We start from the raw sequence: 25,307 nt of genomic DNA, 5'->3' as shown, positions 1-25,307 counted from the left end.
ACGCGGCGCGTGCTGCTCTACGGCTGTGCCGCCCGCTCCGCCTTCGCCTTGCGGACGTAGTACCACGCCATGTTGGACGAGAGCCCCGCGAGCAGCACCCACACGACACCGAGCCAGCTGCCCTGGGCGAAGGAGACCACGGCCGCGGCCACGGTCAGGGCGCAGAGGGCGAGGGCGTAGAGAGCGAGGCGGGGCATGCGGGTCGGCTCCTGTCGGGGGTGGGTGTCCCGGGGTGGGTGTCGTACGACGGTCCCAGTCTCCCCCAGACCCGCCGGCCCGCGCACGGACGCCCCCGCGGACACCTGCGGACGCCCCCGGGCACCCGCTCCCCTACCCGCGGGTAGGGGCATGCCGGGACAGGAGTCGGAAGGAGACGGAAGGCAGACTTCCCGGTCGCGGGGGGCAGGAATGTCCGCCCTTGGGCTTCCTGACGGGAACCGGCTCCCCGGCTAACGTCAGCGCGTGAGCCTCTGGACTTCTCTTGAGCCCGCGTCCACCACGGTGGCCCCCGGCGACACGACCACGGTGCGGCTGAATGTGCGGAACACCGGCGATGTGGTCGACGAATTCAGCTTCGTGCCCGTCGGTGATGTTGCCCCGTACGTCACCGTCGAACCCTCCTCGATCCGGCTTTTTCCGGGGACCACGGGAACCCTTCAGCTCACGTTCGCGCCGCCGCGCACCCCGGACGCGACCGCCGGTCCGCATCCGTACGGGGTGCAGATCGTCCCGACGGAGCAGACCGACTCCACGACGGTGACCGAGGGCAACATCACGTTCACGCCCTTCACCGAGGTACGGACGGAACTGGTCCCGCCGACGGTCAGGGGGCGGTTCCGCGGCCGGCCCAAGCTGGCCATCGACAACCTCGGCAACACCAGCCTCACCGCCTCCCTCTCGGGCAGCGACAACGGCGACTCGCTCTCGTACGAGCTCACCCCCGCCAGCGTGCAGATCGAGCCGGGCCGCGCCGCGTTCGTGGACGCGAAGCTCAAGCCGCGGCAGATCATCTGGCTCGGCCAGAAGCAGGAGCGGCCGTACACCCTGGCGTTGCAGCGCTCGGGAACGACTCCGCTCGGCACGGACGGCACGTACGTGCAGCGGGGCTTCCTGCCGCTCTGGGTCGCCACCCTGCTGAGCATCCTCCTCGCGCTGGCGATCACCCTCGCGGTGCTCTGGTTCGCGTACCAGCCCGCGCTGCGCAGCCTCGCGAAGGAGATACCCCAGTCGGCCGCCGCCAGTTCGATACCCACGGCGGAGTCCCCCGCGCCGCCGAGCCTGCCCTCGGCCGAACCGCCCGCCCCGGCGCCCAGCGTGTCCGTGAGCAAGTCGGCGCCCGAGCCCGAGAAGGACGGCGACGGGGGCGCGGGCGGGGGCGGCGGCGAGAAGGAAGAGGCGCCGCCCGAGCCTCAGGAGAACACGGCGGCGGTCGCCGTGACCGCGCTGAACGAGCGGTCCCCGGGCCGGCACATCTGCTACCGGGCCTACGTGCGCAGCACCGGCTGGCAGGATCCGGTCTGCGACGGCCTCCCCTCAGGCACGGAAGGCCAGAGCCGGCCCATCGAGAGCATCAACATCGCGGTGTCCGGCACGAACGGGATGTCCGCCAACGGGTACATCGAGAAGACCGACTGGGAGCCCGCCTGGAAGGGCGCCGACAACCTGAAGGACCTGTACATCGGCGCCCCGGACAAGGGCGTGTTCATGCGCGGGCTGGCGATCAGCATCGGCGAGGGCAGCGTCTGCGTCACCACGCTGGTCGCCACGCAGGGGTGGCACGAGAAGGCGTGCACGGATCCCGGTGGGTACAAGTTCGGCGGCACTCTGAGCCCGGACCTGTCACTTGATGCCCTCAAACTGATCGTCTGACACCGTCTGTCGACCGCGGGCCGCCCGTCCGGCGGCCCGCGGCCGACGGACGCTAGACGTCCGTGACCCGCAGCCCCGCGTGCGCCTTGTACCGGCGGTTCACCGAGATCAGGTTGGCCACCAGCGACTCCACCTGGTGGGCGTTGCGCAACCGCCCCGCGAAGACCCCGCGCATGCCCGGGATACGGCCCGCCAGCGCCTGGACGAGATCGGTGTCCGCGCGCGCCTCGCCCAGCACCATCACGTCCGTCTCGATCCGCTCGACCTCCGGGTCCTGGAGGAGCACCGCGGAGAGGTGGTGGAAGGCGGCGGTCACCCGCGCGTCCGGCAGCAGGGCGGCGGCCTGTTCGGCGGCGCTGCCCTCCTCGGGCTTCAGGGCGTACGCGCCCTTCTTGTCGAAGCCGAGCGGGTTGACGCAGTCGACGACCAGCTTCCCCGCCAGTTCGCCGCGCAGCGACTCCAGCGTCTTGGCGTGCCCGTCCCACGGCACGGCGACGATGACGATGTCGCTGCGGCGGGCGCAGTCGGCGTTGTCCGCGCCCTCGACGCCGTTGCCCAGTTCGGCCGCCGCCGCCTCGGCGCGTTCGGCGGCCCGGGACCCGATGATCACTTTCTGTCCGGCCTTCGCCAGCCGGTAGGCGAGCCCCTTGCCCTGCGGTCCTGTGCCGCCCAGCACACCGACGACCAGCCCGGAGACATCGGGGAGGTCCCACGGGTCCTTGGCGGCGGGCTTGGCGGGCTCTTCCGGCCGGTTCGGGGAGGTTCCGGCACTGTCCGTTGAAGTCATGGTCGAACTCTACGGGGCGGTAACCGGACGCCGGTCGGCCCCGATCGGGTGAGAGCCGCCGGGACCGGCCACGCCCGGCGCCGTACTGCGGCAGGATGCGGGCCCATGGATGCCGTACGCGTCGCACTGCTGCGTGAAGTCCTCACCGGTACGGAGTGGCCGTCCGCGACCCGGCGGTTCGCGGGGACGCTGCGCTCCTCCGTCGTACCGCAGGGCGGCGGGCTGCTGCTGGTCGGGACCGAGGCGTACGAGCCGTGGCACCTCGCCGCGCATCTCGTGGACGAGGCGGCCTGGTCGGGCCAGCCGGAGCTGAACCCCACCCTCGTACGCCACCGGGTGCGCCCCGGCGACCCGGCGCATCTCGCCGTCGGGCTGGGCCGTCTGGAGGCGGCGGGCCGGGGCGAGACGCTGCTCGTCGTGGCGCCGGAACGGCCGGACGGCGGGCTGCTGGAGCGGGTGCACGACGCGCGACGCGCCGGGGCCACGGTGCTGTCGCTGGACGGCGGCGACGCGGACGTACGCGGGCTGGCGCACGACGCGCTGACGGTGGCCGCGGCGGACGCGGCGCACGGCGTGGACCTCGACTCCGTGCAGCATCTCGTGGCCGCGGCCACCGGTGAGAACAGCCTGCCCGCGCCGCGCGGCCGGCGCCGCTTCCGGGACCGGTTGTCACGCCTGGCCGACCAGTTGACCGCCCCGCCGCCCGCCCGCTGGTGACCGCGCCGCCATGAGCCCCCTCCCGTAACGCCGCCATGAGGCCGCTCCCGTAACCGGGTTGCCGTGGCACCTCCCTGCCACGCACCATGGCCTCTCGTGACCTCAGCCCCTCTCCGATCGATCCGCTCGATCCTGCCGGACCTCACGCCGCTGCGCTCCTCACGGGAGTTCCGGCTGCTCTGGGTGCAGGGTCTGGTGACGACCTTCGGCAGCTTCATGGCGATGATCGCCCTGCCGCTCCAGATCAAGGATCTCACCGGATCCCCGCTCGCCGTGGGCGCGATGGGCGCCGTGGAGCTGGTGCCGCTGATCGTCTTCGGGCTGTACGGCGGGGCTCTCGCCGACGCCGTCGACCGGCGCCGCGTCATCCTGTTCACCGAGGCCGGGCTCGGCGTGCTCGCCGCCGTCCTGCTGGTGAACGCCCTGCTGCCGGAGCCGCTGCTGTGGCCGCTCTACGTCGTGGCCGCCGGGGTCTCCGCACTCGCCGGGCTCCAGCGGCCCGCGCTGGACTCGCTGATGGCCCGGATCGTCCCGCACGACCAGCTCACCGCCGCCGCGGCGCTCAACGCGGCGCGCTGGCAGCTCGGCACGATCGCGGGCCCGTCGCTGGCGGGCGTGGTCGTCGCGTACGCCGGACACGCCACGGCGTACGGGATCACGATCCTGGGCTTCACCGCCTCCGTACTCCTGTGCGTGCGCCTGTCGCCCGCGCCCGCCGCGCACGACGCGGAACGCCCGTCGCTGCGCGGCATCGCGGAGGGCGCGCGCTACGCGTGGAGCCGGCCGGTGCTGCTGGGGACGTACGCGATCGACCTGGCCGCGATGTTCTTCGCCTTCCCGAACACGATCTTCCCGTTCCTCGCCGACGAACTGGACGCGCCCTGGTCGCTCGGGCTGATGTACGCGGCGGGCGCGATCGGCTCGGTGATACTCAGCCTGACCAGCGGCTGGACCTCACGGGTCCGACGCCACGGCCTCTTCGTGGTGTGCGGCGCGGCCGGGTGGGGCCTGGCGATGACGGCCGCCGGGTGGTTCTCGAACATCTGGCTGGTGCTGGCCTGCCTGGCCCTCGCGGGCATGGGCGACACGCTGAGCGGCCTGGGCCGCTCGACCATCTGGAACCAGACGATCCCGGACGAGCTGCGCGGCAGGCTCGCGGGCATCGAGGTGCTCTCGTACAGCATCGGCCCGCAGCTGGGCCAGGTGCGCGCGGGCGCGATGGCGGGCTGGACGGGCACCCGGCCGGCGATCTGGGGCGGCGGGGTGGCGTGCGTGGCGGCGGTGGGGCTGCTGACGGCGGTGCTGCCGAAGCTGGTGACGTACGACGCGGACACGGACGAGGACGCGCTGCGCCGCCGCGCCCAGAAGGAGGCGTCGACGGCGCGGGGCACGGGCGGCGCGGCTCCGGGGACGGCTCCCGGGGCGGCTCCGGACGCGGGCGCCGAGACGGCACCGGACGCGGCTGGCGGGACCGCCACGGAGACGGCGGCGCCCTGAGCGCGGCGGCGGGCGGAACTACCCTCCCGCGCGGGGGCCCTCCCCTGCGGCCCCGGCAGCCCCGTCAGCCCCGTCCGGGCCGCTCTTCGACGCGTCGTGCCAGCGCGGGTCCGTCTCCCACTCCAGGTTCCGTTCCCGCGCCGTCGCCATCGCGTGCTCCGCCTCCTGGCGGTTCGGGTACGGCCCGAAGCGGTCCTTGGCAGGGCACTCCGGCCCCTCCTCCACCTTCTGGTGCACCAGGCAGTAGTACCACTCGCCGGGCTTACCGACCGTGCGCCTCTTGAACAGGGCCATCATCGGCTCCTTCCTCTGGCTGGCCATTGGCCTCGGACCTCTGACGTCATGCTGCCCCACCTGGGCCGGTTGAGCCCTGCCATAGACTCGCCGGTATGTCTGGCCAGTCGCTGCTCGTACCAGGGGAGATCTCTCCCGCCCGTTCCGTCCCCGGAAAGATCCGGCGCCCCGAGTACGTCGGGAAGCCCGCTCCGACCCCGTACACCGGGCCGGAGGTGCAGTCCGCCGAGACGATCGAGCTGATGCGGATCGCCGGGCGGATCGCCGCGCAGGCCATGGAGGAGGCGGCGAAGTACATCGCGCCGGGGGTGACCACGGACGAGCTGGACCGGGTCGCGCACGAGTTCATGTGCGACCACGGGGCCTACCCCTCGACGCTCGGTTACCGGGGCTTCCCCAAGTCGCTCTGCACCTCGGTCAACGAGGTCATCTGCCACGGGATCCCGGACTCGACCGTGCTCCAGGACGGCGACATCGTCAACCTGGACGTCACCGCGTACATCAACGGGGTGCACGGCGACAACAACGCCACCTACCTCTGCGGCAACGTGGACGAGGAGTCGAAGCTCCTGGTGGACCGGACGCGCGAGGCGCTGGCCCGCGCGATCAAGGCGGTACGGCCGGGGCGCAGGATCAATGTGATCGGGCGGGTCATCGAGTCGTACGCCAAGCGGTTCGGCTACGGCGTGGTCCGGGACTTCACCGGGCACGGGATCAACTCGTCCTTCCACTCCGGCCTGATCATCCCGCACTACGACAGCCCGCACGCCACCACGCTGATCGAGCAGGGCATGACGTTCACGATCGAGCCGATGCTCACTCTCGGTACGTACGAGCACGACATGTGGGCCGACGGCTGGACCGTGGTGACGAAGGACCGGAAGCGGACCGCGCAGTTCGAGCACACGCTGGTGGTGACGGAGACGGGCGCGGAGATCCTCACGCTGCCCTGACACGCGGACACGTACGGTAACGAAATCCCGAGGTTGCCCTCCGGTGATCCCGGGGTAGCGTTTTTACCGACAGGACGTCGGGAACCCATTGACTTAGGTAAGCCTAAGTAAGAGTATCGGTGAGGGCGGTGCCTGCCGCCACCCCCGTTTCCCCCCTCGTCCCGTACGCCCGTCCCCTCGGTCTCCGGAGGCCCGCCTTGGACGCAACCGCCACCACCGCCGCGACCCCGTTCTCCACGCTGATCCGGGTCGCCTCGCACCAGCAGCACACGGAGGCGGAGACGTCGACCTTCATGAGCGACCTGCTCGGCGGACGGCTCGGGGTGGACGCCTTCACCCGCTACACGGAGCAGCTGTGGTTCGTGTACCGGGCGCTGGAGGGCGCCTCGGAGAGGCTGAGAGAGGACCCGGTCGCCGGGCCCTTCATACGGAACGAGCTGGCGCGCACCCCGGAGCTGGAGCGCGATCTGGCGCATCTGCGGGGCGCCGACTGGCGTACGGGCCTTGAGCCGCTGCCCGCGACGGCCGCGTACGCGGCGCGGGTGGAGGAGTGCGCGCGCGAGTGGCCCGGCGGTTTCGTGGCACACCACTACACGCGCTATCTGGGGGACCTCTCCGGCGGCCAGATCATCCGCGACAAGGCGGAGAAGACCTGGGGCTTCTCCCGCAAGGGCGACGGCGTGCGGTTCTACGTCTTCGAGGGCATCGCCAACCCGGCCGCGTTCAAGCGGGGGTACCGGGAGCTGCTGGACGCGGTCGCGGCGGACGACCTGGAGAAGCAGCGGATCATCGACGAGTGCAAGCGCGCCTTCGACTTCAACGGGGCGGTGTTCCGGGAGCTGGGCGCGGAGTTCCCGCTGAGCGCGTAGCCGTAGTCGTAGCCATGGGCATACGGGAACGGGCTCAGCGGATGTGTTCGGAGAGCAGCCGGACGCGCCCGCCGAGCTCGATGGTCCCGTCGGGGCCGGGGGCGGTGATGAGCTGGGAGCCCCGGCCCTGCGTGATGTTCAGCGCCCGGCCGAGCCGCGCCGTGAGCAGCAGCGCGGCGGCACCGGTCGCCTCGTCCTCGACGATGCCGTCGCCCCGGCGCGGAAAGGCCCGCGCCCTGACCCGCCCGGCGGCCTCGTCCTCCCAGGCCCAGGCGTACAGCCACCCCTCGCCGGGCGGCGGCGCGGGCAGCGCGTCGACCTCGGCGGCGGAGGCGTACTGCTCCAGGGTGCGCGGCGGCGCCCATTCGGGGCGCGCGGTGATCCAGGTGAACTCGCCGTCCTGGCGCACCCACACCTCCCCGGCGGGCGGGTTGACGGCCTCCAGGTCGAGCAGCCAGGCCGCGCCGACGAGCGGGTGCCCGGCGAACGGCAGCCGCAGTCCGGGGCTGTAGATGTCGACCACGCCCCGGTCGGGGTCGTCGACGAACACGGTCTCGCTGTAGCCGAGTTCGGCGGCGAGGGCCTGCCGGCCCGCCCGGTCGGGGTGGTGCCGCCCCTCGCGGACGACGCCGAGCAGGTTGCCGTGCCGGCCGTCGGCCCCGCAGAAGACGCTGAGCACGTCGATCTCAGCCACGGTCACGGTCGCAGCCGCATCAGTCGAAGTAGCAGTCACCCAGGCATTCAAACATCACCCGCCGCGTACGCACGCCATGACGGCGATGACGAGAATCCCGAGGACGGCGCTCAAGGTGACGGCGAGCGCTTCCAGCCACCTCAATGTTCCCCGCCCTCCGTCGTTCCCGTACGCGCGTGCCGCCCGGAGCGGCGCAACGGCCGGAAGGGCCACCACCACCGGCGCCGGGGCGCACCGCAGCGGCGCCGGGCGACGACCGTGGTGGGCTCGGCGGTGAGCGTGTACCGCCCCGAGTGATCGGCGGCGCCCACCACCAGCCGTTCCCCGGCGACGAGCCGCCGCAGCGCGGCCCCCCTCCTGCCGGTGGTCGTCGCACCAGTTCCGCAGGGCCGTGGGCACGTCCGGTACGTACGGGGCCACGGCGACCAGCACGCCCGCCCCCGGCGCGGAATCCGGCCGGGCAGCGGGCAACCAGGCGGCGTACGGATCGGGATCGAGCCCGTCGGCGACCCGATGGGCCTGCTCCCGCAGCCAGCTCAGAGCCCCCTCGGGCGTGTACATCCGCCGGGCGCCGAGCACGAACCGTACGACACCCCCGTCCACCGCCCCGGCCACGGGCCCCGACACCGGCCCCTCGGCGACGACGGTCACCACGTACACACGGGCCCCGCCCACCCCGGCGCCCACCTCATCCCCGCCCACAGCACGGCGCCCCGAACCGCCTGAGGTGCGGATGCGCGGCGATCTGCCGGTCGCACTCCTCGGCGGTCGCCTCCCCGATCCCGCGCCGGGCGTTCTCCCGCCGCTTCGCCCACCAGCCGCACACGTCGCAGCCGGCCACGGGCGGGACCTCCTGGTTAGGGGCCATCGGACACCTGTCTACTTGTCGCCAACGGTCTGTTGAGGAACCGGGCGGTGAATTACCGTGCGTACTCGTACAACTACGAGAATGCACCCGGAAATTGGCTCAATTGCCGCCGGCGGAAGGTAAGTCGTGGCCACGTTCCGGTAATTCGGCACCTTCGACGAGAGGGCAGTGCGATGCCACCCAGGCGGGTCATCACGGGACGGAGCCAGGAGCCGCGCAGGCGGTTCACGGAAGAACTCAGCCGGCTACGCGCCGAGAAGGGCGACAGCCTGCGTCAACTCGGCGACGTACTGGGCTGGGACTCGTCCCTGTTCGGCAAAATGGAAAGCGGCGACACCCTCGGCGGCCCGGAGGTCGCCCAGGCACTGGACCAGCACTACGGGACGCCGGGTCTGTTGCTGACGCTGTGGGAACTGGCGATGGCGGACCCCACTCAGTTCAAGGAGCGGTACCGGCGATACATGTTCCTGGAGTCGGAGGCGGTGAGCCTGTCGCATTACGCGGTGTGCGTCCTCCCTGGCCTGCTCCAGACGGAAGGGTACGCACGGGCGCTCCTCACTGCGGGCGGCATCACCGGCGCCGAGCTGACGAAACAGGTCCAAGCGCGCATAGGGCGTCGGGCGTTGCTGGAGGGCGATGACGCGCCACCGTTCCGCACCATGCTGTCCGAAACCGTGCTGCGCACCCCACTGGATGATGCTGACGAATGGCGGACCCAACTTGAGCATCTGCTGACCATGGGCGAGCGTCAGAGAGTCATGATCCAGGTTCTGCCACACACTGTCGGCCCTCACGCTCTGTCAAATACCGACACCATGTTCCTCCGGGGCACGGACGGCCGTACCGTGGCATGGGTGGAGACCGGATATTCGGGGGAACTCATCGAGGCGACGGGATCCGTCGAGAGGTTGCAGCTCAGGTACGATCTCGCCCGTGATCTGGCTCTCTCGCCGGCCGACTCACGGAAGTTCATCATGAGGATGTTGGAGGAAGTGTCGTGCGATCCAACGACCTGAGCGCTGTCCGGTGGCGCAAGAGCTCATACAGCAACCAGGACGGCGGCCAGTGCGTGGAAGCCGCTGCGGCCTGGCGGACGAGTTCGTACAGCAACGGCGACGGCGGTGCGTGCGTCGAAGCCGCCCTCAACCTCCCCGGCACCGTCCCTGTACGCGACTCCAAGCACCCCGAAGGCCCCGCCCTTCTCTTCCCGGCGGGGGCCTTCACCTCGTTCGTCGAGGCGCTGCGCTCGGACACGCTCCACGCCCACTGAACTTCCTCACGCCACGCCAGTGGGAGAGTGGGACCTATTCGATTCCGCTCTCCCGCGCTTCAGGAGGCACTGTGAAGTTCATGATCCGCCCGGCCTGTGCGGAGGACGCCGACGCAGTCAGTGACATCGTGCTCGCCCGGTCTGGCTGGTTGGAGGAGCGAGGACTGCCGAGTTGGCGTGCCGATGTGAAAAGCGTCAGCGTACAGACACAGAACCCCGATGGCGCCATGTACGTGCTGGAAGCGGATGGTCGACCGGTCGGGTGCACAACCTTGTTGGAGTCGACGCCTCCCATGGCCTGGACCGAAGAGGAACTGGCCGAACCGGCGTTCTACCTTTACACCACAATCACACACCCCGAGACCGCCTCATCGAAGCCGGGAACCCTCATCGCGCTATGGGCGGTCGACCGCGCCGCGAAATCGGGCAAGCTGTGGGTACGTCGCGGATGTCGTTCCACGGGGCTGGTGTCGTACTACCAGCGGCAGAAATTCACGCTGATCCACGAGATGCAGAAGACCCACGGCCCCATGTATCTGATGGGTCGTCGCGCTGAGCGCATCAAGGACCTGGAGGACCGCTTCAAGGGACTGGTCGCACCTTCCGCACCGTGACGGCCGAGGCCCCTAGACCAAACGGCTTACAAGTACGCCACAGTGGCCAGATGCAGATGGATGACCTCGATCAGTTGCGAGTGCCGCATTTCATCGTATTGGTCGTGATTCAACGCCTTCAACCCCGCACGCAGACCGTCCGGGTCAACGAGGCCTGCTTCGAAGAGGGCCGAACCGGAATTCAGCATGTCGCGCAGCAATCCCGCTCCATGCGTGATCAGAGCGTGCTGAACAACTTCGGCAAAGCTCTCGCGTTCCGTCGGCAAGGTCACGTCGCTACTCATCCCGAGAGAAGCCAGACGTCGACGCTGAAGTTGCTTGAGTTCACGCCAGTCCATCGGCAGGGCCTCGCCCAGCGCCACCATGTCGGGGTCGGCGAACGGATGCAGAGGCCAAAGGCCCGCCCGCAGCAGGACCGGCGCAGCGCTCTCCAAGGAGAGCAGCGTCATGCTGTTCACCGAAGCCGGTGGCGCGATTCCGTCGTCACCGAACTCGGCTAGCTCACCGACCCGTCGGCCGATCCAGAGCAGGGAGCCAGCGTCTTCCATCGACCCCGCCGCCCGGTGTGGATACTCCTCCTGGGTCAGCGCCACCATCTCGTCGCCACCCAGCCCGGTGACCACGGTGTGTGCGCCTGTGGCTGCGATCCGGTCCGTCAGGAGGACGAAAGGGTGGTGCAGCGGGTCCTCGTACGGGCTGATCGCCGCGCCGCTCACCCGCAGGCAAGCAGGGTGCAAGGGCAGGTCTGTCATGGCGTCGATCAACTCGTCCGCAGCTCCGAACGGCACTGCGGCTCGCATCTCCGCCCGACGCCGCATCTGTTGTTCCCTGCCGGACCCACCGATCAACAAGGCTGCGGTGCTGAGCCGTCCGGGGAAGCGTTCGGCGGCTCGTGTCGCGACGGTGCCCGAGTCAAAACCGCCCGTGAGATGGAAGAGAGTACGGTCCGGGTCCAGGGGACGCGCGTCCAAAGCATCGTCGAGCACCCGCATGAAGGCGCCCAGCACATCGGCTCCCGGCACAAGCTCCCGGGAACCGGTATGCAGAGCCGGCTCCGGATAGCGCACGAAGAGGTGGCCACCAAAGTAGGCCCTGGCCCGCTCTGTGAGCCGGTGAATCCCGGTGAACAGGGTGTCGGTGCTGTAACGCGGCCGGTACAACATGAGGCGTGCCGCCTCCTTGTGGTTGATGCCGTGCGCGTACGACCGAAGATCCCCCATATCCCAAGAGGCATGCAGGCTGACGGTGTCATGAGCGAGGTAGAGCGGGGTGGTGCGACAGGCCCCAGCCGTGACCTGCACCGGCTCGTCCGGGGCGGTCTCCACCAAGGCGTAGTCCCCCGGCCACTGCTCCGCCAACTCGCGGGCACGGTCGTACTCCCGGGTGGACACCTCGCGGACCAACGGCTCGCACCGAGACCGCCCCGCCACGCGTTCCCGCACCATCAACAGGGATCGCTCTCCATCCGTCACCGCCAGACACTCGACCATCGGATGCTCGTAGGGCGTGAATTCACTCCGATGGTCACCGGTCCGGTACCGATCACCCAGCCACTGCCACGTGATGTCCGCATACGGAGTGAGACGTAGTTTGAGCACGATCTCTCCAGCCATGGATCCGGAGACACCAGCACCCCAGGGAGTGGGGTATGCGGTTCTGGTCAGACTTTGGTCGTGTCGTAGGTGTGCCCACCGTCCGAAGAGCCTTGCTCCTTCTTGTATTCGTGGGTTTCGGCCGCACTCTGGACGCGCCGGACCGCCTTCGTGGCGAACAGGTCCTCGAAGATCCGACGCCGTCGCGGGGGAGGCGTGAAATCACGTGTCATGTGTATCGCCCTTCCGTGAACCAGAGCATTACCGATTGAGACAACGAGACTACCGAACGTAGCGAACCCTGGCCAGGTCGCCTCGTGGGACAGTCGTTTGACGGCTTGGCCATGGGCGCGGACGGGGCCGCCGGCACGCCCGTCTCCGAGGTGGACCGGGCGTATGTGGCGGCCGTCGAAGGCACCGCGCGGGGCCGGATCGTACGCCCGTGACCCGCGCCCGGTAAGGCAGTCAGCGTTCGCGGGAGTCGTAGGCGTCGTGGCTGCGTTCGATGTCGGGGTTGTGCTCGACGGCCCACTGGGCCAGTGTCACCGCGGGTTCGATCAGGGTGCTGCCCATCGGGGTGAGTTCGTACTCGACTCGCGGCGGCACCTCGGCGAAGACCGTGCGCCCGACGAGGCCGTCGCGTTCCAGACGCCGCAGGGTCAGCGTCAGCATCCGTTGCGAGATGCCGGGGATGCGGCGCAGCAGTTCGGTGAAGCGCATGCGTTCGCCGTGGAGGGTCGCGACCACGAGAAGGGTCCACTTGTCGCCGATGCGGTCGAGGATGCCCCGGACGGCACGGCCGCCGTCGCCTCGGATCAGGCAGGTCTTCTCGTACTGCGACATCGTGCTCCCGGTGTCACCAAGGCACAAGGTTGTGCCTTTTGTAAGCCCTTCGAGGGTGACCCATCATGGGCCTACCTACAAGCAGTAACTATTGGGGGTTTCACCGTGGTTGTCGCGTACTGGATCGTTGCCGTACTGCTGGGTCTCATGTATCTCTTCGCCGGCGGGCGGAAGATCACGCAGAGCCAGGAGCAGCTCGCGCCGATGATGGGCTGGGTCGACACCGTCCCGATGCCGGTCGTGCGGCTCATCGGGGCCGTGGAGATACTCGGTGCGGCCGGATTGATCCTGCCGCCGCTGACGGGCATCGCGCCGGTCCTCGCGATCGCGGCCGCGGCCGGCTTCGCGGTCCTGCAGATCCTGGCGGCGGCTCTTCACCTGTCGCGCGGCGAGGTCAAGGAGACCGGCCTGAACGTGCCGCTGATCCTCCTCGCCGTGGCCGCGGCGTGGCTGGCCACGGCGTTCTGAGCGGCCCATTGCGCGCGGGCGTCGGGCGGAGGACTGCCCTGCGCGACGTCTGCGCGAAGGTCTCCGATTCTTAAACGGACGCGGGCTCAAACTGTTTGGCGTGGTCGTTGGGCCACCCTTTACCGGCGAGCCAGTCCTTGAAGCCGGACTGATTGGGCTGATCGAGCCCTTCGATGAACAGGTACTTGCGGGGGATGTCGCCCTCGTGCGCCCACGCGCCGTTTTTCGACTTGCCGCCCAGCCCGGTGGGCTGGTCACCCTTCAAGGTGCCTTTCGAGAACAATCCGGGTTCGCTCAGATCCAGCATGCGGATTTTTACATTGACGACGCTGTCCTGTCCGACGCCCTCGACGATTCCCGTAACACCCTTGAGCCCCTTGACCGTGGCATCCCACATGAAGACATGCTCGTGGTGCCCCATCTTCTCGCTGCCCGCGGAGAGTTTGATTTCGAGGCTCGCGGCTGTCTTGAGGCCGTTCGTGTTGAGCGAGAGGCGTAGCTGGTCGAGGCCCACGTCCTGCTTGTCGATGGCGACATGGGTGTACTCCGGGGAGTGCTTGTCGCTGTCCGGGGCGCGCTGCACGCCGGCGCCGAAGGCGCGCTGCACGGGCGCGGATCGTCCATGGCCCGCACCGTGTGTCTGCCGCTGCAGAGCGAGCGAGAAGGCCGCGTTTCCCGCGCTCTGCTGAAGCGCCGTCACAGCACCCGGCGTGAGAGCGGCTCCTTGAGAAAGCGCCGCCGGACTGGGCGCGCTCGATGGGGTACGGGAAGCGGAGAGCTGCGGTTTCGTCCGGTCCGGAGCCTTGGCTGAATCGTGTGCATGCATGCGACGAAACCTTCTGGTATACGTAGGCGGCCTACGATACATGTGTAGACAGCGAGCGTGCTCGACGACAGGGACCGTAAGGGTACTGTTCGCTGCCCGTTGGGGCGTGACGTCGGAAGCAACGGCGCCGCCTGCCCCAACGTCAGGTTTCGTGCGCCAGTACGTGGTCACCGGCAACACCCCCTCCTCCCGCGGCAATCGCCACAGCCGGCCCCGCTCGCTGTCCTGCCGGCGGCTGCTGGTGATCATTCGGGCAGGGGGCGGTCCTGGACGACGTTCTTCATGACGATGGTGGACGTCAGGCGCTGGATGCCGGGCAGACGGGCGAACTGCTGGTCGTAGAGCCGCTGGTAGGCGGCCAGATCGGCGGTCGCGACGCGCAGAAGGTAGTCGGGTTCGCCGAAGAGGCGCTGGGCCTGGATGACCTGGGGGATGGCCGTCACGGCTTCTTCGAAGGAGGTGACGGTGCCGGGGTCCTCCCAGCGCAGGGTGGCGAAGACGAGGGCTTCGAAGTTCAGGCCGACGGTGGGCGGGTCGACCACGGCGCGGTAGCCGCGGATCGCGCCCTCGCGTTCGAGGTCGCGTACGCGGCGGTGGCAGGGCGAGACGCTGAGCCCTACGCGTCTGGCCAGCTCGGTGACGGTCAGGCGCCCGTCCACTTGCAGCTCGGTGAGAATTTTCCGGTCCAGGGCGTCCATGAGGGAGATTCTCCCTCACTTGAGGCGATCATGGAGTAAATACGCAAACACTTTCGGGCATATCCGGTCTAGCTTTCCCTTGAGATGTACGGAACGTGAGAGGGAATGTCGATGGATATGGCGACGGTGGCGGCTTTCCTGGCGGTGGACCTGCTGCTGGCCTTCACGCCCGGCGCCGACTGGGCCTACGCGATCGCGGCGGGGCTGCGCGGGCGGTCGGTCGTTCCGGCGGTCGCCGGGCTGGTAGCGGGATACGCCGGGTACACGCTGCTCGCCGTCGCGGGGCTGGTGGTGGTCGTGGCCGGTTCACCGGCCGCGCTCACCGCGCTGACCGTCATCGGGGCCGGGTACCTGATATGGCTCGGCCTGGGGGTACTGAGACAGCCCGCCGCCGTGGCCACCGCCACGGAGCCCGTCGCCGGCCCGGCCTGGCGGATCGCGCTCAAGGGTGCCGGGATCAGCGGGCTGAACCCGAAGGCGCTGCTGCTGTACTTCTCGCTGTTCCCGCAGTTCATCGACGCCGGGGCCGGCTGGCCCGTCGCCGCGCAGACCGGGCTGCTGGGGGCGCTCCACATGGCCGCGTGCGCGGTGGTCTATCTTGCCGTCGGCGTGCTGGCCCGTACGGTGCTGAGGACCCGGCCCTCGACAGCCCGGGCCGTGACCCGGGTGTCCGGCGCCCTGATGATCGTCATCGGCGGGTTCCTGCTGGTGGAACGCCTCGCCGGGTGATGGACCCGCCCCAGCTTCCGGAGGAGAGTTCATGGCAGAGCGGATCCGGCCCGAAGAGGCCGACGGCGACATGGAGAAGCGGGTTCTGGCCAGCTTCGGGCGGCAGGGGCTGATGGCCCACCTCGGTGCCCACATCTCCCGCGTCGAGCCCGGGCGCGTACACATCGTGCTCCCCGGCCGCCCCGAAGTCACCCAGCATCACGGGTACTTCCACGCCGGCGCCACCGGCGCCATCGCGGACACGGCGGGCGGTTACGCGGCCTACACGCTGTTCCCCGAGGAGGCCGAGGTGCTCACCGTCGAATACAAGATCAACCTCCTCGCGCCGGCCGTCGGCGACCACATCGAGGCGGTCGGGACGGTCCTGAGGTCCGGCCGCACCCTGACCGTGTGCCAACTGGAGGTGTACGGCGTCCGGGACGGCGGCGAGCGGAAGGACGAGCGGAAGCTCGTCGCCAACGGGCAGCAGACCCTGATCCGGGTGGACAGGCCCGAGGGGTGAGGGTGCGGGCGCCCTGACCAGAGATCCGATGTGTCGGAGGGGGGAGCGGGTGCTTCGCTTGAGGATCGCACCTTATCCATTGACAGGTACAGGCCTGGACCGTAACTTTCCCGCAATACACCCGATGTATTGACGGTCTATCAGGCATGGAGGCACACGCATGACCTCACAGCCGAGAAAGGTCTTACCGACATCGCGCAGAGCCGTACTCGGCTCCGCGCTCACCGGCGCGGCCCTCGCCTCGCTGCCCTCGGTGGCCGGCGCCGAGGAGTCCGCCGGGGGCGCGGCGCCGGCGGCGGAGGCGGTCCGGGCGCAGCCGTGGAAGTTGAGCAACCGCATGTCCGGCAGCGGCGACTGGGCCGACTTCCTGCGCCGGCAGGACCTGGTCTGGAGCCGGCTGCCCGCCCTGTGGCACGAGGGGCCGTTCCTGGGCGACGGGCTGCTGGGCAGCATGGTCTACAAGGAGCCGGACGCCAACAAGATCCGCTTCACCGTCCAGCACGGCCGGGTGCAGGACCACCGGCCCGCGTTCGGCAGCGGCTGGGGCACCTGCCGGCTGCCGGTCGGGCATCTGACGCTCGACCCGGTCGGCACCATCACGGCCGTCGACTGGCGGCTGAGCCTGTGGAACGCGGAGCTCAGCGGTACGGTCACCACCTCGTCCGGCACGCTCACGCTCACCGCGTTCATCCACGACGAGATCCTCGTCGCCCGCGTGCGGGCGAGCGGCGGCGAGCGCGTCCGCTGGACGTTCCACCCCGAGGAGGCCATGAGCCCCCGGCAGATCCAGGAGGACCCGCCCGCCAACTACGTCGCCAACCCCGCCTGGTCCACCCGCACCACCGACGGCGTCAAGCAGGTGCTCCAGCCGCTCGTCGGCGGCGGCCAGACCGCGACGGCCTACCGGCAGACCGGTGACGTCCTCCTGCTCAGCGTCGGGCACAGCTTCCCGTCCAACGGCGAGGCCGCGACCGTCTCGCTCCGGAAGATCCAGCGGGCCGAGGCGTACGGCACCCTCCGCGACCGGAACACCCGCTGGTGGCACGACTTCTACCGCAAGAGCTTCGTCTCCTTCCCCGACGAGCGGCTCCAGAGCTTCTACTGGATCCAGCTCTACAAGGTCGCCTCCGCGACCCGGGCGAACGCCCCGGTGATGGCCACCTGCGGGCCGTGGCTGGAGCGCACCCCCTGGCCGGCCGTGTGGTGGAACCTCAACCTGCAGTTGGAGTACTGGCTCATCCACGGCTCCAACCACCTGGAGCTGGACTCGCTGAGCGCCACGCTCCGCCAGAACCAGGAGCAGCTCACCGCCAATGTGCCCGCCGCCTACCGCTCCGACAGCGCCGGGGTCGGCCGCAGTTCGGACATGTTCGCCAACCGGAGTGTCGGCACCCCGGGCAGCGGCGCCGAGGTCGGGGACCTGACCTGGGCACTGCACAACGTGTGGCTGAGCTACCGGCACACCATGGACGAGACGCTGCTGCGGGAGACGCTCTTCCCGCTGCTGCGCCGCGCCATCAACTACTACCTGCACTTCCTCGCGCCGGGCAGCGACGGCAAGCTCCATCTGCCCAGCACCCTCTCCCCCGAGTATCCGGTCGTCCCGCCGCAGGACACCAACTACGACCTCGCGCTGATCCGCTGGGGCTGCCAGACCCTCCTCGACGCCTCCGCGCACCTCGGCGTCGACGATCCGCTGAAGCCGCGGTGGCAGGAGGTGCTGGCGCGGCTCACGCCGTACCCGACCGACGAGAACGGCTTCATGATCGGGGCGGACACCCCGTACGCCCAGTCGCACCGGCATTACTCGCACCTGCTGATGGTGTACCCGCTCTACCTCGTCAACTGGGACCAGCCGGAGAACCGCGAGCTGATCGAGAAGTCGCTCGTCCACTGGCACGCGCTGACCGGCGCCCACCGCGGCTACAGCTACACCGGCGCCGCCTCGCTGTACGCGATGGCCGGGCGGGGCGACACCGCGCTCAGCTATCTGAAGCTGTTCTTCGACCCCACCACCCGGTACCCCTGCCGCGCCAACACCCATTACACCGAGGCCGGGCCGGTCATCGAGACGCCGCTGTCGGCCTCGCAGTCCGTGCACGACATGCTCTGCCAGAGCTGGGGCGGCACGGTCCGGGTCTTCCCCGCCGTCCCGAAGGACTGGAAGGACGTCACCCTGCACGATTTCCGGACGCAGGGTGCCTTCCTCGTCAGCGCGGTGCGCAAGGGGGGTGTCACCCGGTTCATCCGGGTCAAGAGCCTGGCGGGCGAGCCGCTCAAGCTCAAGCACGGTCTGACCGGCACACTCACGGTGCTGCTCGACGACGGCACACCGGCCAGAACGCAGGACCTGGGGAACGGCACGCTGGCCATCACCGTGCCCAAGGGCCGCGAGGTGCTGGTCCACTCCGGGGCACGGCCCGATCTGGTCATCGCGCCGGTCGGGATCTCGGAGCCGGGCGACGCCTGGGGGCTTCCGTAGTCGTCGTGAGTCGTCGTGAGTCGTCGTACGCGACATGTGCCGGCACATGTCGGGCCCCCGGGACGCGTCTTGTCCCGGGGGCCTGTCGTACAGGGCGTTGGGGGTGTTACGCGGGTCGCTCGGCCTGCGTTTCGCGGCGGCGCCTGGCCACGACGACCGCGCCCGCGCCGGCCGCCGCGATCGCGCCCGCCGCGCCGAGGAGCGTGCCCGCCGGGAACGCCGCGCCGGTGGAGGCGAGGGCGCCGCCCGTGCCGCCGGTGGTGCCGCCGACCGTGCCGCCGCCCGTTGTCGTACCGCTGCCGCCCGTCGTGCCGCCGGTGGTGCCGCCCGTCGTACCGCCCGTGGCGCCCGGGAGTTCGGCGTCGGCGTCGAGGGAGACCGCGAGCGTCAGCGGGTCGAGGGGCGTGCCCTCCGGATACATGCCGCCGAACGCCTTCGTGCCGTCGGCGGTGAGCGTCGCGGGGACGGCCTTGAGGGTGACGACGCCGTCCACAGCGGCGGGCAGGGTGGCCGGGACGTCGAGGGTGGCGAAGGTGAGGCCGGTGTACGAGGAGACCTCGTGCGTCTCGCGGTCCTTGGTGGAGACGTCCGCGACCAGCGTGCCCTTGCCGTCCTTCACCTTCACCTGGAGAGCGCTCAGGCGCAGGTCGAGGACGTACGTACCGTCGGACTCCCGGTGGCCGAGGAAGCGGACCGTACCACCGAGGGAGGCGTCGAGGCTCCCCGCCGCCGCGTCGAGGTCGCCGGTGGCCTTCGGGAAGCGGTAGGCGGTGGCGGCGGACCGGGTGGCGCCGTCGCCGAGTTCGACCTTGCCGGCCGCGATCGGGCCGGTGACGTACGAACGGAAGGAGTCCTTCACGCCCCAGTCGAGGTTGCCGTCGACGATCGCGCCGTCCTCGGCGGACGGGGCCGGCACCGAGGGCGAGGCCGTCGGGCCGGGGGTGGTGGACGCGGTGGGAGTGGGCCCCGGGGCCTGGGTGGTGGGCGTCCCGGAGGTGGGAGGCGGGGTCGGGGTGGGGGTGGGGGTGGGGGTGGGCGTTGGGGTCGGTGTGGGGGTGGGCGTGGGGGGCGGGGTCTCGGAGGGGGCCGTCTCGTAGCCGACGGAGAGGGTCGCCTTGTCCAGTTCGGTGCCCTCGGCGTACATCCCGTTGAAGGCCTTGGCGCCGTCGGCGGTCAGGGTGGCCGGGATGTCCTTGAAGACCATCGTGCCGTTCGCGTTCTCCGGGCGGATGCCCGTCAGGTCGACGGCGGCCAGCTCGATGTCGTTCTGGGTCGCGCCGTTGAGGGTGACGTCGGCCTCGATGGCGCCGCCCGTCCCGGAGGTGACCAGCTTGACGTCGGCGATCTTGATGTCGAAGCCGTGGGCGGCGGAGGAGAACCGGACGCCGCCCTCGAACTCCGTGGCCACGTCGTGCGTCGTGGAGTCGTACGTGCCCGTGCCGTTGACGAAGGTGAACGGGCCGTTGCCGGCGGCCTGGGTGGCGCCGTCCGACGGGGTGATGGTGCCGAGGGCGATGCCCGTCACGTATCTGCGGAAGGACTCCTTCAGGCCCCAGTCCAGGGTGCCGTCCTTCAGTACGAGGTTCGGGGCGGCGGCGGGCGCGACGCCGGGCGCCGCGGCGGGCGCGGCGTTCCGGGTGTCGGTCGCGAGTGCCGGGAGGGTGAGGACGGTCGCGCCGAGTGCGACCGCCGTCGCGATGGCGGCGGCGAGGGCTACGGGGCGGCGATTGGCTGCCATGGGCGGGGTACTCCTCGAAGGTATGAGGCGGGGGTGCACGTGTATGTGGAGGGGGAGGACGACGGCCGGTCGGGGACGGGCCGTCAGGAGGGGTCCGTGGGGGCGGCAGCGCCGTCCGCCGCCGTCCCGGTGTCCGCCGCCGCGCGGCGCCTGCGGACCACGAGGACAACGGCCCCGGCGGCCACGGCCGCCCCGGCGCCGATCGCCGCGTACGTCCCGGCGCCCACGGAGGACACCGATGAAACGGACGACTCGGTGTCGGTCCTGGTCGCGGTGGACTCCGTACCGGCCGGGGAGGGTGTGGGAGCGGGGGCCGTGGCATCGCTGCCCAGGTCCGGCAGCGCGGGGAGCTTCGCCTTCGCGTCGACGGTGACGGCGAGCGAGACGGGGTCCATCTCGGTGCCGGCCGGGTAGAGGGAGCCGAAGCTCTCGGCGCCCTGTGCGGTCAGTTTCGCGGGCGCCTCGGTGAGGGTGGCGAGGCCGTTCTCCGGCGTGAAGTCCCGGGCGGCGAAGGTGATGAACGGTACTGCTTTACGGGGCGGGCTGCCCTCGGCGGCGTCGATGACATCGGCGGAGAGCGTGCCCTTGCCGTCCTTCACCACGACCGCGACCTTGCCGAGCGTCAGGTCGAGCCGGGTGCCGGTGAAGCGGACGCTGCCCGCGAACTCCGCGTCGAGGGTGCCCTTCTCCGCGTCGTACGACCCCTTGCCCCCGGGGAAGCGGAAGAGCGCGCCGCCGTCCTGGGCGCCGTCGCCCAGCGTCCACCTCCCCCGGGCGATGGAGCCGGTGACGTACTCCCGGTACGTGCGGCGGACGCCCCAGTCGACGGCCGCGTCCTGGAAGGCGCCGGGGGACTTCCCGGCGGTCGCGCCGGCCGTCCCGCCGGTCGTCCCGCTGTCGGGACCGGTCTTCCCGTCGCCGTCCGGGGGCGTCGGGGTGTCCGGCGCCGCGGTCTTCTTCGCGGCGGCCACGTCCACGGAGAGACTGACCGGGTCGAGCGCCGTACCGGCCGTGTAGTACCCGGCGAAGGCCGTCGCGCCCCGCGTGGTGAGCGTCGCCGGGACGTTGCTGAGGGCGATCGGCGAGGAGCCGCCGCGCATGTCGATCCCGGAGAGGTCCAGGGAGGCGAACGGGACCTGGGAGGACGTGGTGACCTTGCCCGAGTCCTTCGCCCTGCTGACCATGTCGGCGTAGAGGGTGCCGCTGCCGCCGGAGATCCGCACCGTGGGGCGGGAGAGGGTGAGGTCGAGTTCGTACGAGCCGTCGGGCTTCTGGTGGCCGACGAAGCGGACACCGCCGGAGAACGCGGAGCGGAAGGCGCCGCCGTCCGGATCGTACGACCCGGTCGCCGAGTGGAAGCGGAACCGGCTGCCCACGGTGGCCGCTCCCCCGGTGAGCCCCCAACTGCCCTGGGCGATGGGCCCGGTGACATAGGTGAGGAAGGAGGATTTGATGCCCCAGTCCAGTCTGCCGCCCTGCACCGTACGGTCCGCCGCGTGCGCCCCGGTGGCCGGGAGCAGAGCCACCGGCAGCGCCATGAGGAGCACGACGAGCAACGCGGCGAGCCGTGCGACGGGTCTGAAGGACGGCATGGGATCACTCCCGCATCTGGACTCTGGACGTGAAAACAGCACCGGGCCTGGCAACCTAGGTAAGGCTAACCTAAGCTACTTTCACTCTGTGCCGGAACCCTTCCGCCACAGAAGCCTCGAAGAAGGACGGTGCGCCCGGTGCGCAGATCACGCCTCGCGGGTGCGCTCGTCACCGCACTCGCCCTCGCTCTCGCCGCCACCGGCTGCGGCGGAAACGGCATGAGCGGTACGGGAGATGCGGGAGGTGCAGGGGGCAGTAGCGGTACGGAGCGGCGCGCCGGTGCCCAAGCGGCGGACGCGGCGGACCGGGTGGAGCCTCTGGCGGCGACGCCGGAGCCCCGGCTGCCCGTCACCGTCGACTCGGCGGACGGCAGGAAGGTCACCGTCACCTCCACCGACCGGATCGTGCCGCTGACCGGATCGCTGAGCGAGATCGTCTTCACGCTCGGCCTCGGCAAGCGCGTCGTGGCCCGCGACATCACCGCCACCTTCGAACAGGCCGCGAAACTCCCCGTGGTGACGCGGGCCCACGACGTCTCCGCGGAGGGCGTGCTCTCGCTCCGCCCGACCCTCGTCCTCGCCGACACCACGACCGGGCCCGCCGAGGCCATCGGCCAGATCCGGGCGGCGGGCATTCCGCTCCTCGTCGTCGCGCCGGCCAAGAGCCTCGGCGATGTCGGCCGGCGGATCGACGCGGTGGCCGGGGCGCTGGGGGCCACGGCGGCGGGCACGGAGCTGAAGGAGCGTACGGAGCGGCGGATCGCCGCCGTGCGGAAGGACATTCCGGCGCGCGAGGGCGGGCGCGAGCCGCGCGTCGCCTTCCTCTATCTGCGCGGCTCGGCCTCCGTCTATCTGCTCGGCGGCGCGGACTCCGGGGCGAGTTCCCTGCTGGAGGCGGCCGGCGCGGTCGACGCGGGCAAGGAGTCGGGGCTCACGAAGGACTTCACCCCGATCACCAGCGAGGCCCTGGCGAAGGCCGCGCCCGACGCGATCCTGGTGATGACCAAGGGCCTCGCCTCGGTGGACGGGGTCGACGGCCTGGTGAAGATCCCGGGCGTCGCGGAGACACCCGCCGGGATGGACCGCCGGGTCATCTCCGTCGAGGACGGAGTCCTGCTGAACTACGGGCCGCGGACGGACGAGGTGCTGAAGTCGATCGTCGAGCAGCTCTACGCGGACGAGAAGTGACGGGACGGCACGGGAAGTGACGACCAGTCCCACGGCACGGGCCCCGAAGGCGCCGGGTTCTCCGCCCGATGCTCCGCCGGACGGGCCCGGCAGCGGCGCGCCCGACGCGCGGCGGCGGCCCGGTGCCACCGCCCTTCTCACCGCCGGGCTCGTCGGCGGGCTCGTCGTCCTGTGCCTGCTCTCCGCCGGGATCGGCGCGTACCACATCCCCCTCGGAGACGTCCTCGCCTCCCTCCAGCACCGGGCGGGGCTCGGCGGCGCGCCGCTCGACCGGGTCGGGGAGAGCGTCCTGTGGAACGTACGGCTCCCCCGCGTCGTCCTCGCGCTGCTCGTCGGCGCCTCGCTCGGCTGCGCGGGCGCGCTGATGCAGGGGGTGTTCGGCAATCCGCTCGCCGAGCCGGGCGTCATCGGGATCTCCTCGGGCGCGGCGGTCGGCGCGGTCGCCTCGATCGCGCTGGGGCTGAGCTTTCTCGGCAACTGGACGGTGACGGTCTGCGCGTTCGTCGCCGGTCTCGCGACGGTGCTGCTGGTGTACGCGCTCTCCCGCTCGGGCGGCCGTACGGAGGTGGTCACGCTCATCCTCACCGGCATCGCGGTCAACGCGTTCGCCGGGGCGCTGATCGGGCTGTTCATCTTCTTCGCGGACAGCGCGCAGATCACCCAGATCACCTTCTGGCAGCTCGGTTCGCTGGCCCAGGCGACCTGGCCGAAGGTGCTCGCGGTGCTGCCCTGCGCGCTGGCCGGGCTGGCGATCGCGCCGTTCTCGGCGCGGAAGCTGGATCTGCTGGCGCTCGGCGAACGGCCCGCCCGTCACCTGGGCGTGGACGTCGAGAGGCTGCGGATCCTGCTGGTGCTCGTCGTCGCGCTGCTCACCGCGGCGGCGGTCGCGGTGGCCGGGATCATCACGTTCGTGGGGCTGCTGGTCCCGCATCTGCTGCGGATGGCGGGCGGGCCCGGCCACCGCTTCCTGGTCCCGGGCAGCGCGCTCGGCGGCGCGCTGGTCCTGCTCGCCGGCGATCTGGCGGCCCGTACGGTGGCGGCCCCCGCCGAGCTGCCGCTGGGGGTGCTGACCGCGCTCTTCGGCAGTCCGTTCTTCTTCTGGCTGCTGCGCAGGACCCGTCGCAGGCAAGGTGGTTGGGCATGAGTCTGCGTACAGCCGTCGGGAGCCTGTTCGCCGCGCGGGGGTTCGCCGCGCGGGGGCGTGTGCTGCCCTCCCCCGCCGCCCCCGGCTCCCCCGTCGCCGAGGTCTCCGGGCTCCATCTCCGGCTCGGGCAGCGGGACGTGCTCTCCGGGATCGAACTGGTCGCGCGGGCCGGTGAGGTCGTCGCGCTCGTCGGGCCCAACGGGGCCGGCAAGTCCACGCTGCTCGCCGCGCTCGCCGCCGATCTGCCGACCGGCCGGGGCACCGTACGGATCGACGGGCGCGACGTACGGGAGTGGTCGGCGGCCGAACTGGCCCTGCGCCGCTCCGTGCTGCCGCAGGCGGCCACGCTCTCGTTCCCCTTCCCGGTCGCCGATGTCGTACGGATGGGCCGGGCGCCGTGGGCCGGGACCGCCCGGGAGGACGAGGACGACGAGGTCGTCGCCGCGGCGATGGCGGCCACCGAGGTCGCCGGCTTCGCCGCCCGCCCCTTCTCCGCGCTCTCCGGCGGCGAGCGCGCCCGGGTCGCGCTCGCCCGGGTCCTCGCCCAGCGGGCGCCGCTGCTCCTGCTCGACGAGCCGACCGCCGCGCTCGATCTGCGCCACCAGGAACTCGTCCTGCGGCTCTGCCGGGAGCGGGCCGCGGCGGGCGACGCCGTCGTGGTGGTCCTGCACGACCTGGGGCTGGCGGCGGCCCACGCGGACCGTACGGCCGTACTGCACGACGGCCGGATCGCGGTGGAGGGCCCGCCGGGCGAGGTCTTCCACGACGAACTGCTGAGCCGGGTCTACCGGCAGCCCGTGGAGGTCCTGCCGCACCCGCGGACCGGCGTTCCGCTGATCGTTCCCAGGCGTCCGGCCTGACCCACCGGTGGGCGGGCCGATGAGCGGAAAGCGCCTTCTTGACCCCGGCTTTGCCCCGTCATGACGTACCCCTGGCCCCCCTGTGACCTGGCCGTATCCGGGCGGCCCCCGGATGCGTGAGTGAGAGCTGAATCACTCGACGGAGGGGTGGCAGTCAGGTAAGCCTAAGTTAAGTTGAGCCCGCCGCATCTGGCGTCATGTCCGTATTCCCGC

At 70.8% G+C, this 25,307-nt stretch carries 28 protein-coding genes; 16 read left to right on the top strand and 12 right to left on the bottom strand.

What is annotated here, in order from left to right; genetic code table 11:
- Window positions 1-17 precede the first annotated feature (17 nt).
- The gene (locus tag ACFXKG_RS20205; RefSeq protein ID WP_384840709.1) at window positions 18-266 is read right to left on the bottom strand and encodes a hypothetical protein; all 249 of its coding nucleotides are present in this window, start codon (window positions 264-266) and stop codon (window positions 18-20) included.
- A 196-nt stretch (window positions 267-462) separates the two neighbouring features.
- On the opposite strand from ACFXKG_RS20205, the gene ACFXKG_RS20200 reads away from it, so the two are divergent.
- Window positions 463-1,869 carry a hydrolase gene (locus ACFXKG_RS20200; RefSeq protein WP_384840537.1) on the top strand — a complete coding sequence of 469 codons (1,407 nt, stop codon included), beginning with the start codon at window positions 463-465 and terminating at the stop codon, window positions 1,867-1,869.
- 52 nt (window positions 1,870-1,921) lie between these two features.
- On the opposite strand, the gene npdG is transcribed toward ACFXKG_RS20200, so the two are convergent.
- Window positions 1,922-2,656 carry an NADPH-dependent F420 reductase gene (npdG, locus tag ACFXKG_RS20195; RefSeq protein WP_384840534.1) on the bottom strand — a complete coding sequence of 245 codons (735 nt, stop codon included), beginning with the start codon at window positions 2,654-2,656 and terminating at the stop codon, window positions 1,922-1,924.
- Between the two features lie 105 nt (window positions 2,657-2,761).
- Between npdG and ACFXKG_RS20190 the strand changes: the two genes are divergently transcribed.
- Window positions 2,762-3,373, top strand: a complete 612-nt coding sequence (locus tag ACFXKG_RS20190) for a hypothetical protein (protein WP_384840532.1) — start codon at window positions 2,762-2,764, stop codon at window positions 3,371-3,373.
- A gap of 96 nt (window positions 3,374-3,469) precedes the next feature.
- A complete protein-coding gene (locus ACFXKG_RS20185; RefSeq protein ID WP_384840529.1) occupies window positions 3,470-4,870 on the top strand; it encodes an MFS transporter in 1,401 nt (466 codons plus the stop codon).
- Window positions 4,871-4,888: 18 nt separating this feature from the next.
- Here ACFXKG_RS20185 and ACFXKG_RS20180 read toward each other — a convergent pair whose 3' ends face one another.
- Window positions 4,889-5,164, bottom strand: a complete 276-nt coding sequence (locus ACFXKG_RS20180) for a hypothetical protein (protein ID WP_384840707.1) — start codon at window positions 5,162-5,164, stop codon at window positions 4,889-4,891.
- A 95-nt stretch (window positions 5,165-5,259) separates the two neighbouring features.
- Here ACFXKG_RS20180 and map point away from each other — a divergent pair, with 95 nt between their 5' ends.
- Together map and ACFXKG_RS20170 are read left to right on the top strand one after the other, a co-directional pair.
- Entirely contained in the window at window positions 5,260-6,117 is an 858-nt protein-coding gene (map, locus tag ACFXKG_RS20175; protein ID WP_384840526.1) for a type I methionyl aminopeptidase, read from the top strand.
- A 197-nt stretch (window positions 6,118-6,314) separates the two neighbouring features.
- A complete protein-coding gene (locus tag ACFXKG_RS20170) occupies window positions 6,315-6,986 on the top strand; it encodes a heme oxygenase (biliverdin-producing) (protein ID WP_384840523.1) in 672 nt (223 codons plus the stop codon).
- Window positions 6,987-7,020: 34 nt separating this feature from the next.
- Here ACFXKG_RS20170 and ACFXKG_RS20165 read toward each other — a convergent pair whose 3' ends face one another.
- From ACFXKG_RS20165 to ACFXKG_RS20155, 3 genes are read right to left on the bottom strand one after another with little or no spacing between them, the layout of a single operon-like run.
- Window positions 7,021-7,680, bottom strand: a complete 660-nt coding sequence (locus ACFXKG_RS20165; protein WP_384840520.1) for a PhzF family phenazine biosynthesis protein — start codon at window positions 7,678-7,680, stop codon at window positions 7,021-7,023.
- Between the two features lie 54 nt (window positions 7,681-7,734).
- Complete coding sequence (locus ACFXKG_RS20160; protein ID WP_384840516.1) at window positions 7,735-8,355, bottom strand: hypothetical protein; 621 nt, start codon at window positions 8,353-8,355, stop codon at window positions 7,735-7,737.
- Window positions 8,356-8,368: 13 nt separating this feature from the next.
- Window positions 8,369-8,548 (bottom strand): hypothetical protein, encoded by a 180-nt coding sequence (locus ACFXKG_RS20155; protein ID WP_384840513.1) that lies wholly within the window; start codon window positions 8,546-8,548, stop codon window positions 8,369-8,371.
- Window positions 8,549-8,721: 173 nt separating this feature from the next.
- Between ACFXKG_RS20155 and ACFXKG_RS20150 the strand changes: the two genes are divergently transcribed.
- The 3 genes from ACFXKG_RS20150 (at window position 8,722) to ACFXKG_RS20140 (ending at window position 10,432) form a co-directional block, all read left to right on the top strand.
- A complete protein-coding gene (locus tag ACFXKG_RS20150) occupies window positions 8,722-9,564 on the top strand; it encodes a helix-turn-helix transcriptional regulator (RefSeq protein WP_384840509.1) in 843 nt (280 codons plus the stop codon).
- Window positions 9,546-9,818 carry a DUF397 domain-containing protein gene (locus ACFXKG_RS20145; RefSeq protein WP_384840505.1) on the top strand — a complete coding sequence of 91 codons (273 nt, stop codon included), beginning with the start codon at window positions 9,546-9,548 and terminating at the stop codon, window positions 9,816-9,818. Before ACFXKG_RS20150 ends, ACFXKG_RS20145 begins: the two co-directional genes overlap by 19 nt.
- Window positions 9,819-9,898: 80 nt before the next feature.
- Window positions 9,899-10,432, top strand: coding sequence for a GNAT family N-acetyltransferase (locus tag ACFXKG_RS20140; RefSeq protein WP_384840704.1), 534 nt, complete (start codon window positions 9,899-9,901; stop codon window positions 10,430-10,432).
- 26 nt (window positions 10,433-10,458) lie between these two features.
- On the opposite strand, the gene ACFXKG_RS20135 is transcribed toward ACFXKG_RS20140, so the two are convergent.
- Complete coding sequence (locus ACFXKG_RS20135; protein ID WP_384840502.1) at window positions 10,459-12,045, bottom strand: asparagine synthase-related protein; 1,587 nt, start codon at window positions 12,043-12,045, stop codon at window positions 10,459-10,461.
- 296 nt (window positions 12,046-12,341) lie between these two features.
- Between ACFXKG_RS20135 and ACFXKG_RS20130 the strand changes: the two genes are divergently transcribed.
- Complete coding sequence (locus ACFXKG_RS20130) at window positions 12,342-12,470, top strand: hypothetical protein (RefSeq protein WP_384840499.1); 129 nt, start codon at window positions 12,342-12,344, stop codon at window positions 12,468-12,470.
- A gap of 19 nt (window positions 12,471-12,489) precedes the next feature.
- Here ACFXKG_RS20130 and ACFXKG_RS20125 read toward each other — a convergent pair whose 3' ends face one another.
- Window positions 12,490-12,867, bottom strand: a complete 378-nt coding sequence (locus ACFXKG_RS20125; RefSeq protein WP_384840496.1) for a winged helix-turn-helix transcriptional regulator — start codon at window positions 12,865-12,867, stop codon at window positions 12,490-12,492.
- A gap of 105 nt (window positions 12,868-12,972) precedes the next feature.
- Between ACFXKG_RS20125 and ACFXKG_RS20120 the strand changes: the two genes are divergently transcribed.
- Window positions 12,973-13,335: a DoxX family protein gene (locus ACFXKG_RS20120; protein ID WP_384840493.1), complete on the top strand. Its 363-nt coding sequence runs from the start codon at window positions 12,973-12,975 to the stop codon at window positions 13,333-13,335.
- Window positions 13,336-13,405: 70 nt separating this feature from the next.
- Here the strand turns inward: ACFXKG_RS20120 and ACFXKG_RS20115 are convergent, their stop codons facing one another.
- Both ACFXKG_RS20115 and ACFXKG_RS20110 read right to left on the bottom strand, forming a co-directional pair.
- A complete protein-coding gene (locus ACFXKG_RS20115; RefSeq protein ID WP_384840490.1) occupies window positions 13,406-14,161 on the bottom strand; it encodes a hypothetical protein in 756 nt (251 codons plus the stop codon).
- Window positions 14,162-14,406: 245 nt separating this feature from the next.
- Window positions 14,407-14,859: an Lrp/AsnC family transcriptional regulator gene (locus ACFXKG_RS20110; RefSeq protein ID WP_384840487.1), complete on the bottom strand. Its 453-nt coding sequence runs from the start codon at window positions 14,857-14,859 to the stop codon at window positions 14,407-14,409.
- Between the two features lie 111 nt (window positions 14,860-14,970).
- Between ACFXKG_RS20110 and ACFXKG_RS20105 the strand changes: the two genes are divergently transcribed.
- The 3 genes from ACFXKG_RS20105 to ACFXKG_RS20095 all read left to right on the top strand — a co-directional run bounded on the left by ACFXKG_RS20105 (window position 14,971) and on the right by ACFXKG_RS20095 (window position 18,572).
- Window positions 14,971-15,588 carry a LysE family translocator gene (locus tag ACFXKG_RS20105; protein ID WP_384840484.1) on the top strand — a complete coding sequence of 206 codons (618 nt, stop codon included), beginning with the start codon at window positions 14,971-14,973 and terminating at the stop codon, window positions 15,586-15,588.
- A 31-nt stretch (window positions 15,589-15,619) separates the two neighbouring features.
- The gene (locus ACFXKG_RS20100) at window positions 15,620-16,090 is read left to right on the top strand and encodes a PaaI family thioesterase (protein ID WP_384840481.1); all 471 of its coding nucleotides are present in this window, start codon (window positions 15,620-15,622) and stop codon (window positions 16,088-16,090) included.
- 160 nt (window positions 16,091-16,250) lie between these two features.
- The gene (locus tag ACFXKG_RS20095) at window positions 16,251-18,572 is read left to right on the top strand and encodes a Tat pathway signal sequence domain protein (protein ID WP_384840478.1); all 2,322 of its coding nucleotides are present in this window, start codon (window positions 16,251-16,253) and stop codon (window positions 18,570-18,572) included.
- 106 nt (window positions 18,573-18,678) lie between these two features.
- Here ACFXKG_RS20095 and ACFXKG_RS20090 read toward each other — a convergent pair whose 3' ends face one another.
- Together ACFXKG_RS20090 and ACFXKG_RS20085 are read right to left on the bottom strand one after the other, a co-directional pair.
- Complete coding sequence (locus ACFXKG_RS20090) at window positions 18,679-20,310, bottom strand: HtaA domain-containing protein (RefSeq protein ID WP_384840475.1); 1,632 nt, start codon at window positions 20,308-20,310, stop codon at window positions 18,679-18,681.
- 83 nt (window positions 20,311-20,393) lie between these two features.
- Window positions 20,394-21,902: an HtaA domain-containing protein gene (locus ACFXKG_RS20085; protein ID WP_384840472.1), complete on the bottom strand. Its 1,509-nt coding sequence runs from the start codon at window positions 21,900-21,902 to the stop codon at window positions 20,394-20,396.
- A 138-nt stretch (window positions 21,903-22,040) separates the two neighbouring features.
- On the opposite strand from ACFXKG_RS20085, the gene ACFXKG_RS20080 reads away from it, so the two are divergent.
- The 3 genes from ACFXKG_RS20080 to ACFXKG_RS20070 are packed head-to-tail and all read left to right on the top strand — an operon-like array spanning window position 22,041 to window position 25,094.
- The gene (locus tag ACFXKG_RS20080; RefSeq protein ID WP_384840469.1) at window positions 22,041-23,090 is read left to right on the top strand and encodes a hemin ABC transporter substrate-binding protein; all 1,050 of its coding nucleotides are present in this window, start codon (window positions 22,041-22,043) and stop codon (window positions 23,088-23,090) included.
- 16 nt (window positions 23,091-23,106) lie between these two features.
- A complete protein-coding gene (locus ACFXKG_RS20075) occupies window positions 23,107-24,234 on the top strand; it encodes a FecCD family ABC transporter permease (RefSeq protein WP_384840466.1) in 1,128 nt (375 codons plus the stop codon).
- A complete protein-coding gene (locus ACFXKG_RS20070; protein WP_384840463.1) occupies window positions 24,231-25,094 on the top strand; it encodes a heme ABC transporter ATP-binding protein in 864 nt (287 codons plus the stop codon). Before ACFXKG_RS20075 ends, ACFXKG_RS20070 begins: the two co-directional genes overlap by 4 nt.
- The last annotated feature ends 213 nt before the right edge of the window (window positions 25,095-25,307 follow it).

Origin of the sequence: Streptomyces sp. NPDC059255, from assembly GCF_042752355.1 — a bacterium.
Taxonomy (GTDB): domain Bacteria; phylum Actinomycetota; class Actinomycetes; order Streptomycetales; family Streptomycetaceae; genus Streptomyces.
Note: the sequence above shows the minus strand (reverse complement) of the source record. Positions and strands in the feature narration are given on the sequence as shown.

Excerpts from the sequence above, each read along its gene's own strand:
- npdG (WP_384840534.1), bottom strand. The coding sequence starts at position 2,656 with ATGACTTCAACGGACAGTGCCGGAACCTCCCCGAACCGGCCGGAAGAG.
- ACFXKG_RS20190 (WP_384840532.1), top strand. The coding sequence starts at position 2,762 with ATGGATGCCGTACGCGTCGCACTGCTGCGTGAAGTCCTCACCGGTACG.
- ACFXKG_RS20180 (WP_384840707.1), bottom strand. The coding sequence starts at position 5,164 with ATGGCCCTGTTCAAGAGGCGCACGGTCGGTAAGCCCGGCGAGTGGTAC.
- map (WP_384840526.1), top strand. The coding sequence starts at position 5,260 with ATGTCTGGCCAGTCGCTGCTCGTACCAGGGGAGATCTCTCCCGCCCGT.
- ACFXKG_RS20155 (WP_384840513.1), bottom strand. The coding sequence starts at position 8,548 with ATGGCCCCTAACCAGGAGGTCCCGCCCGTGGCCGGCTGCGACGTGTGC.
- ACFXKG_RS20150 (WP_384840509.1), top strand. The coding sequence starts at position 8,722 with ATGCCACCCAGGCGGGTCATCACGGGACGGAGCCAGGAGCCGCGCAGG.
- ACFXKG_RS20140 (WP_384840704.1), top strand. The coding sequence starts at position 9,899 with ATGATCCGCCCGGCCTGTGCGGAGGACGCCGACGCAGTCAGTGACATC.
- ACFXKG_RS20135 (WP_384840502.1), bottom strand. The coding sequence starts at position 12,045 with ATGGCTGGAGAGATCGTGCTCAAACTACGTCTCACTCCGTATGCGGAC.
- ACFXKG_RS20125 (WP_384840496.1), bottom strand. The coding sequence starts at position 12,867 with ATGTCGCAGTACGAGAAGACCTGCCTGATCCGAGGCGACGGCGGCCGT.
- ACFXKG_RS20115 (WP_384840490.1), bottom strand. The coding sequence starts at position 14,161 with ATGCATGCACACGATTCAGCCAAGGCTCCGGACCGGACGAAACCGCAG.
- ACFXKG_RS20110 (WP_384840487.1), bottom strand. The coding sequence starts at position 14,859 with ATGGACGCCCTGGACCGGAAAATTCTCACCGAGCTGCAAGTGGACGGG.
- ACFXKG_RS20105 (WP_384840484.1), top strand. The coding sequence starts at position 14,971 with ATGGATATGGCGACGGTGGCGGCTTTCCTGGCGGTGGACCTGCTGCTG.
- ACFXKG_RS20100 (WP_384840481.1), top strand. The coding sequence starts at position 15,620 with ATGGCAGAGCGGATCCGGCCCGAAGAGGCCGACGGCGACATGGAGAAG.
- ACFXKG_RS20095 (WP_384840478.1), top strand. The coding sequence starts at position 16,251 with ATGACCTCACAGCCGAGAAAGGTCTTACCGACATCGCGCAGAGCCGTA.
- ACFXKG_RS20090 (WP_384840475.1), bottom strand. The coding sequence starts at position 20,310 with ATGGCAGCCAATCGCCGCCCCGTAGCCCTCGCCGCCGCCATCGCGACG.
- ACFXKG_RS20085 (WP_384840472.1), bottom strand. The coding sequence starts at position 21,902 with ATGCCGTCCTTCAGACCCGTCGCACGGCTCGCCGCGTTGCTCGTCGTG.
- ACFXKG_RS20070 (WP_384840463.1), top strand. The coding sequence starts at position 24,231 with ATGAGTCTGCGTACAGCCGTCGGGAGCCTGTTCGCCGCGCGGGGGTTC.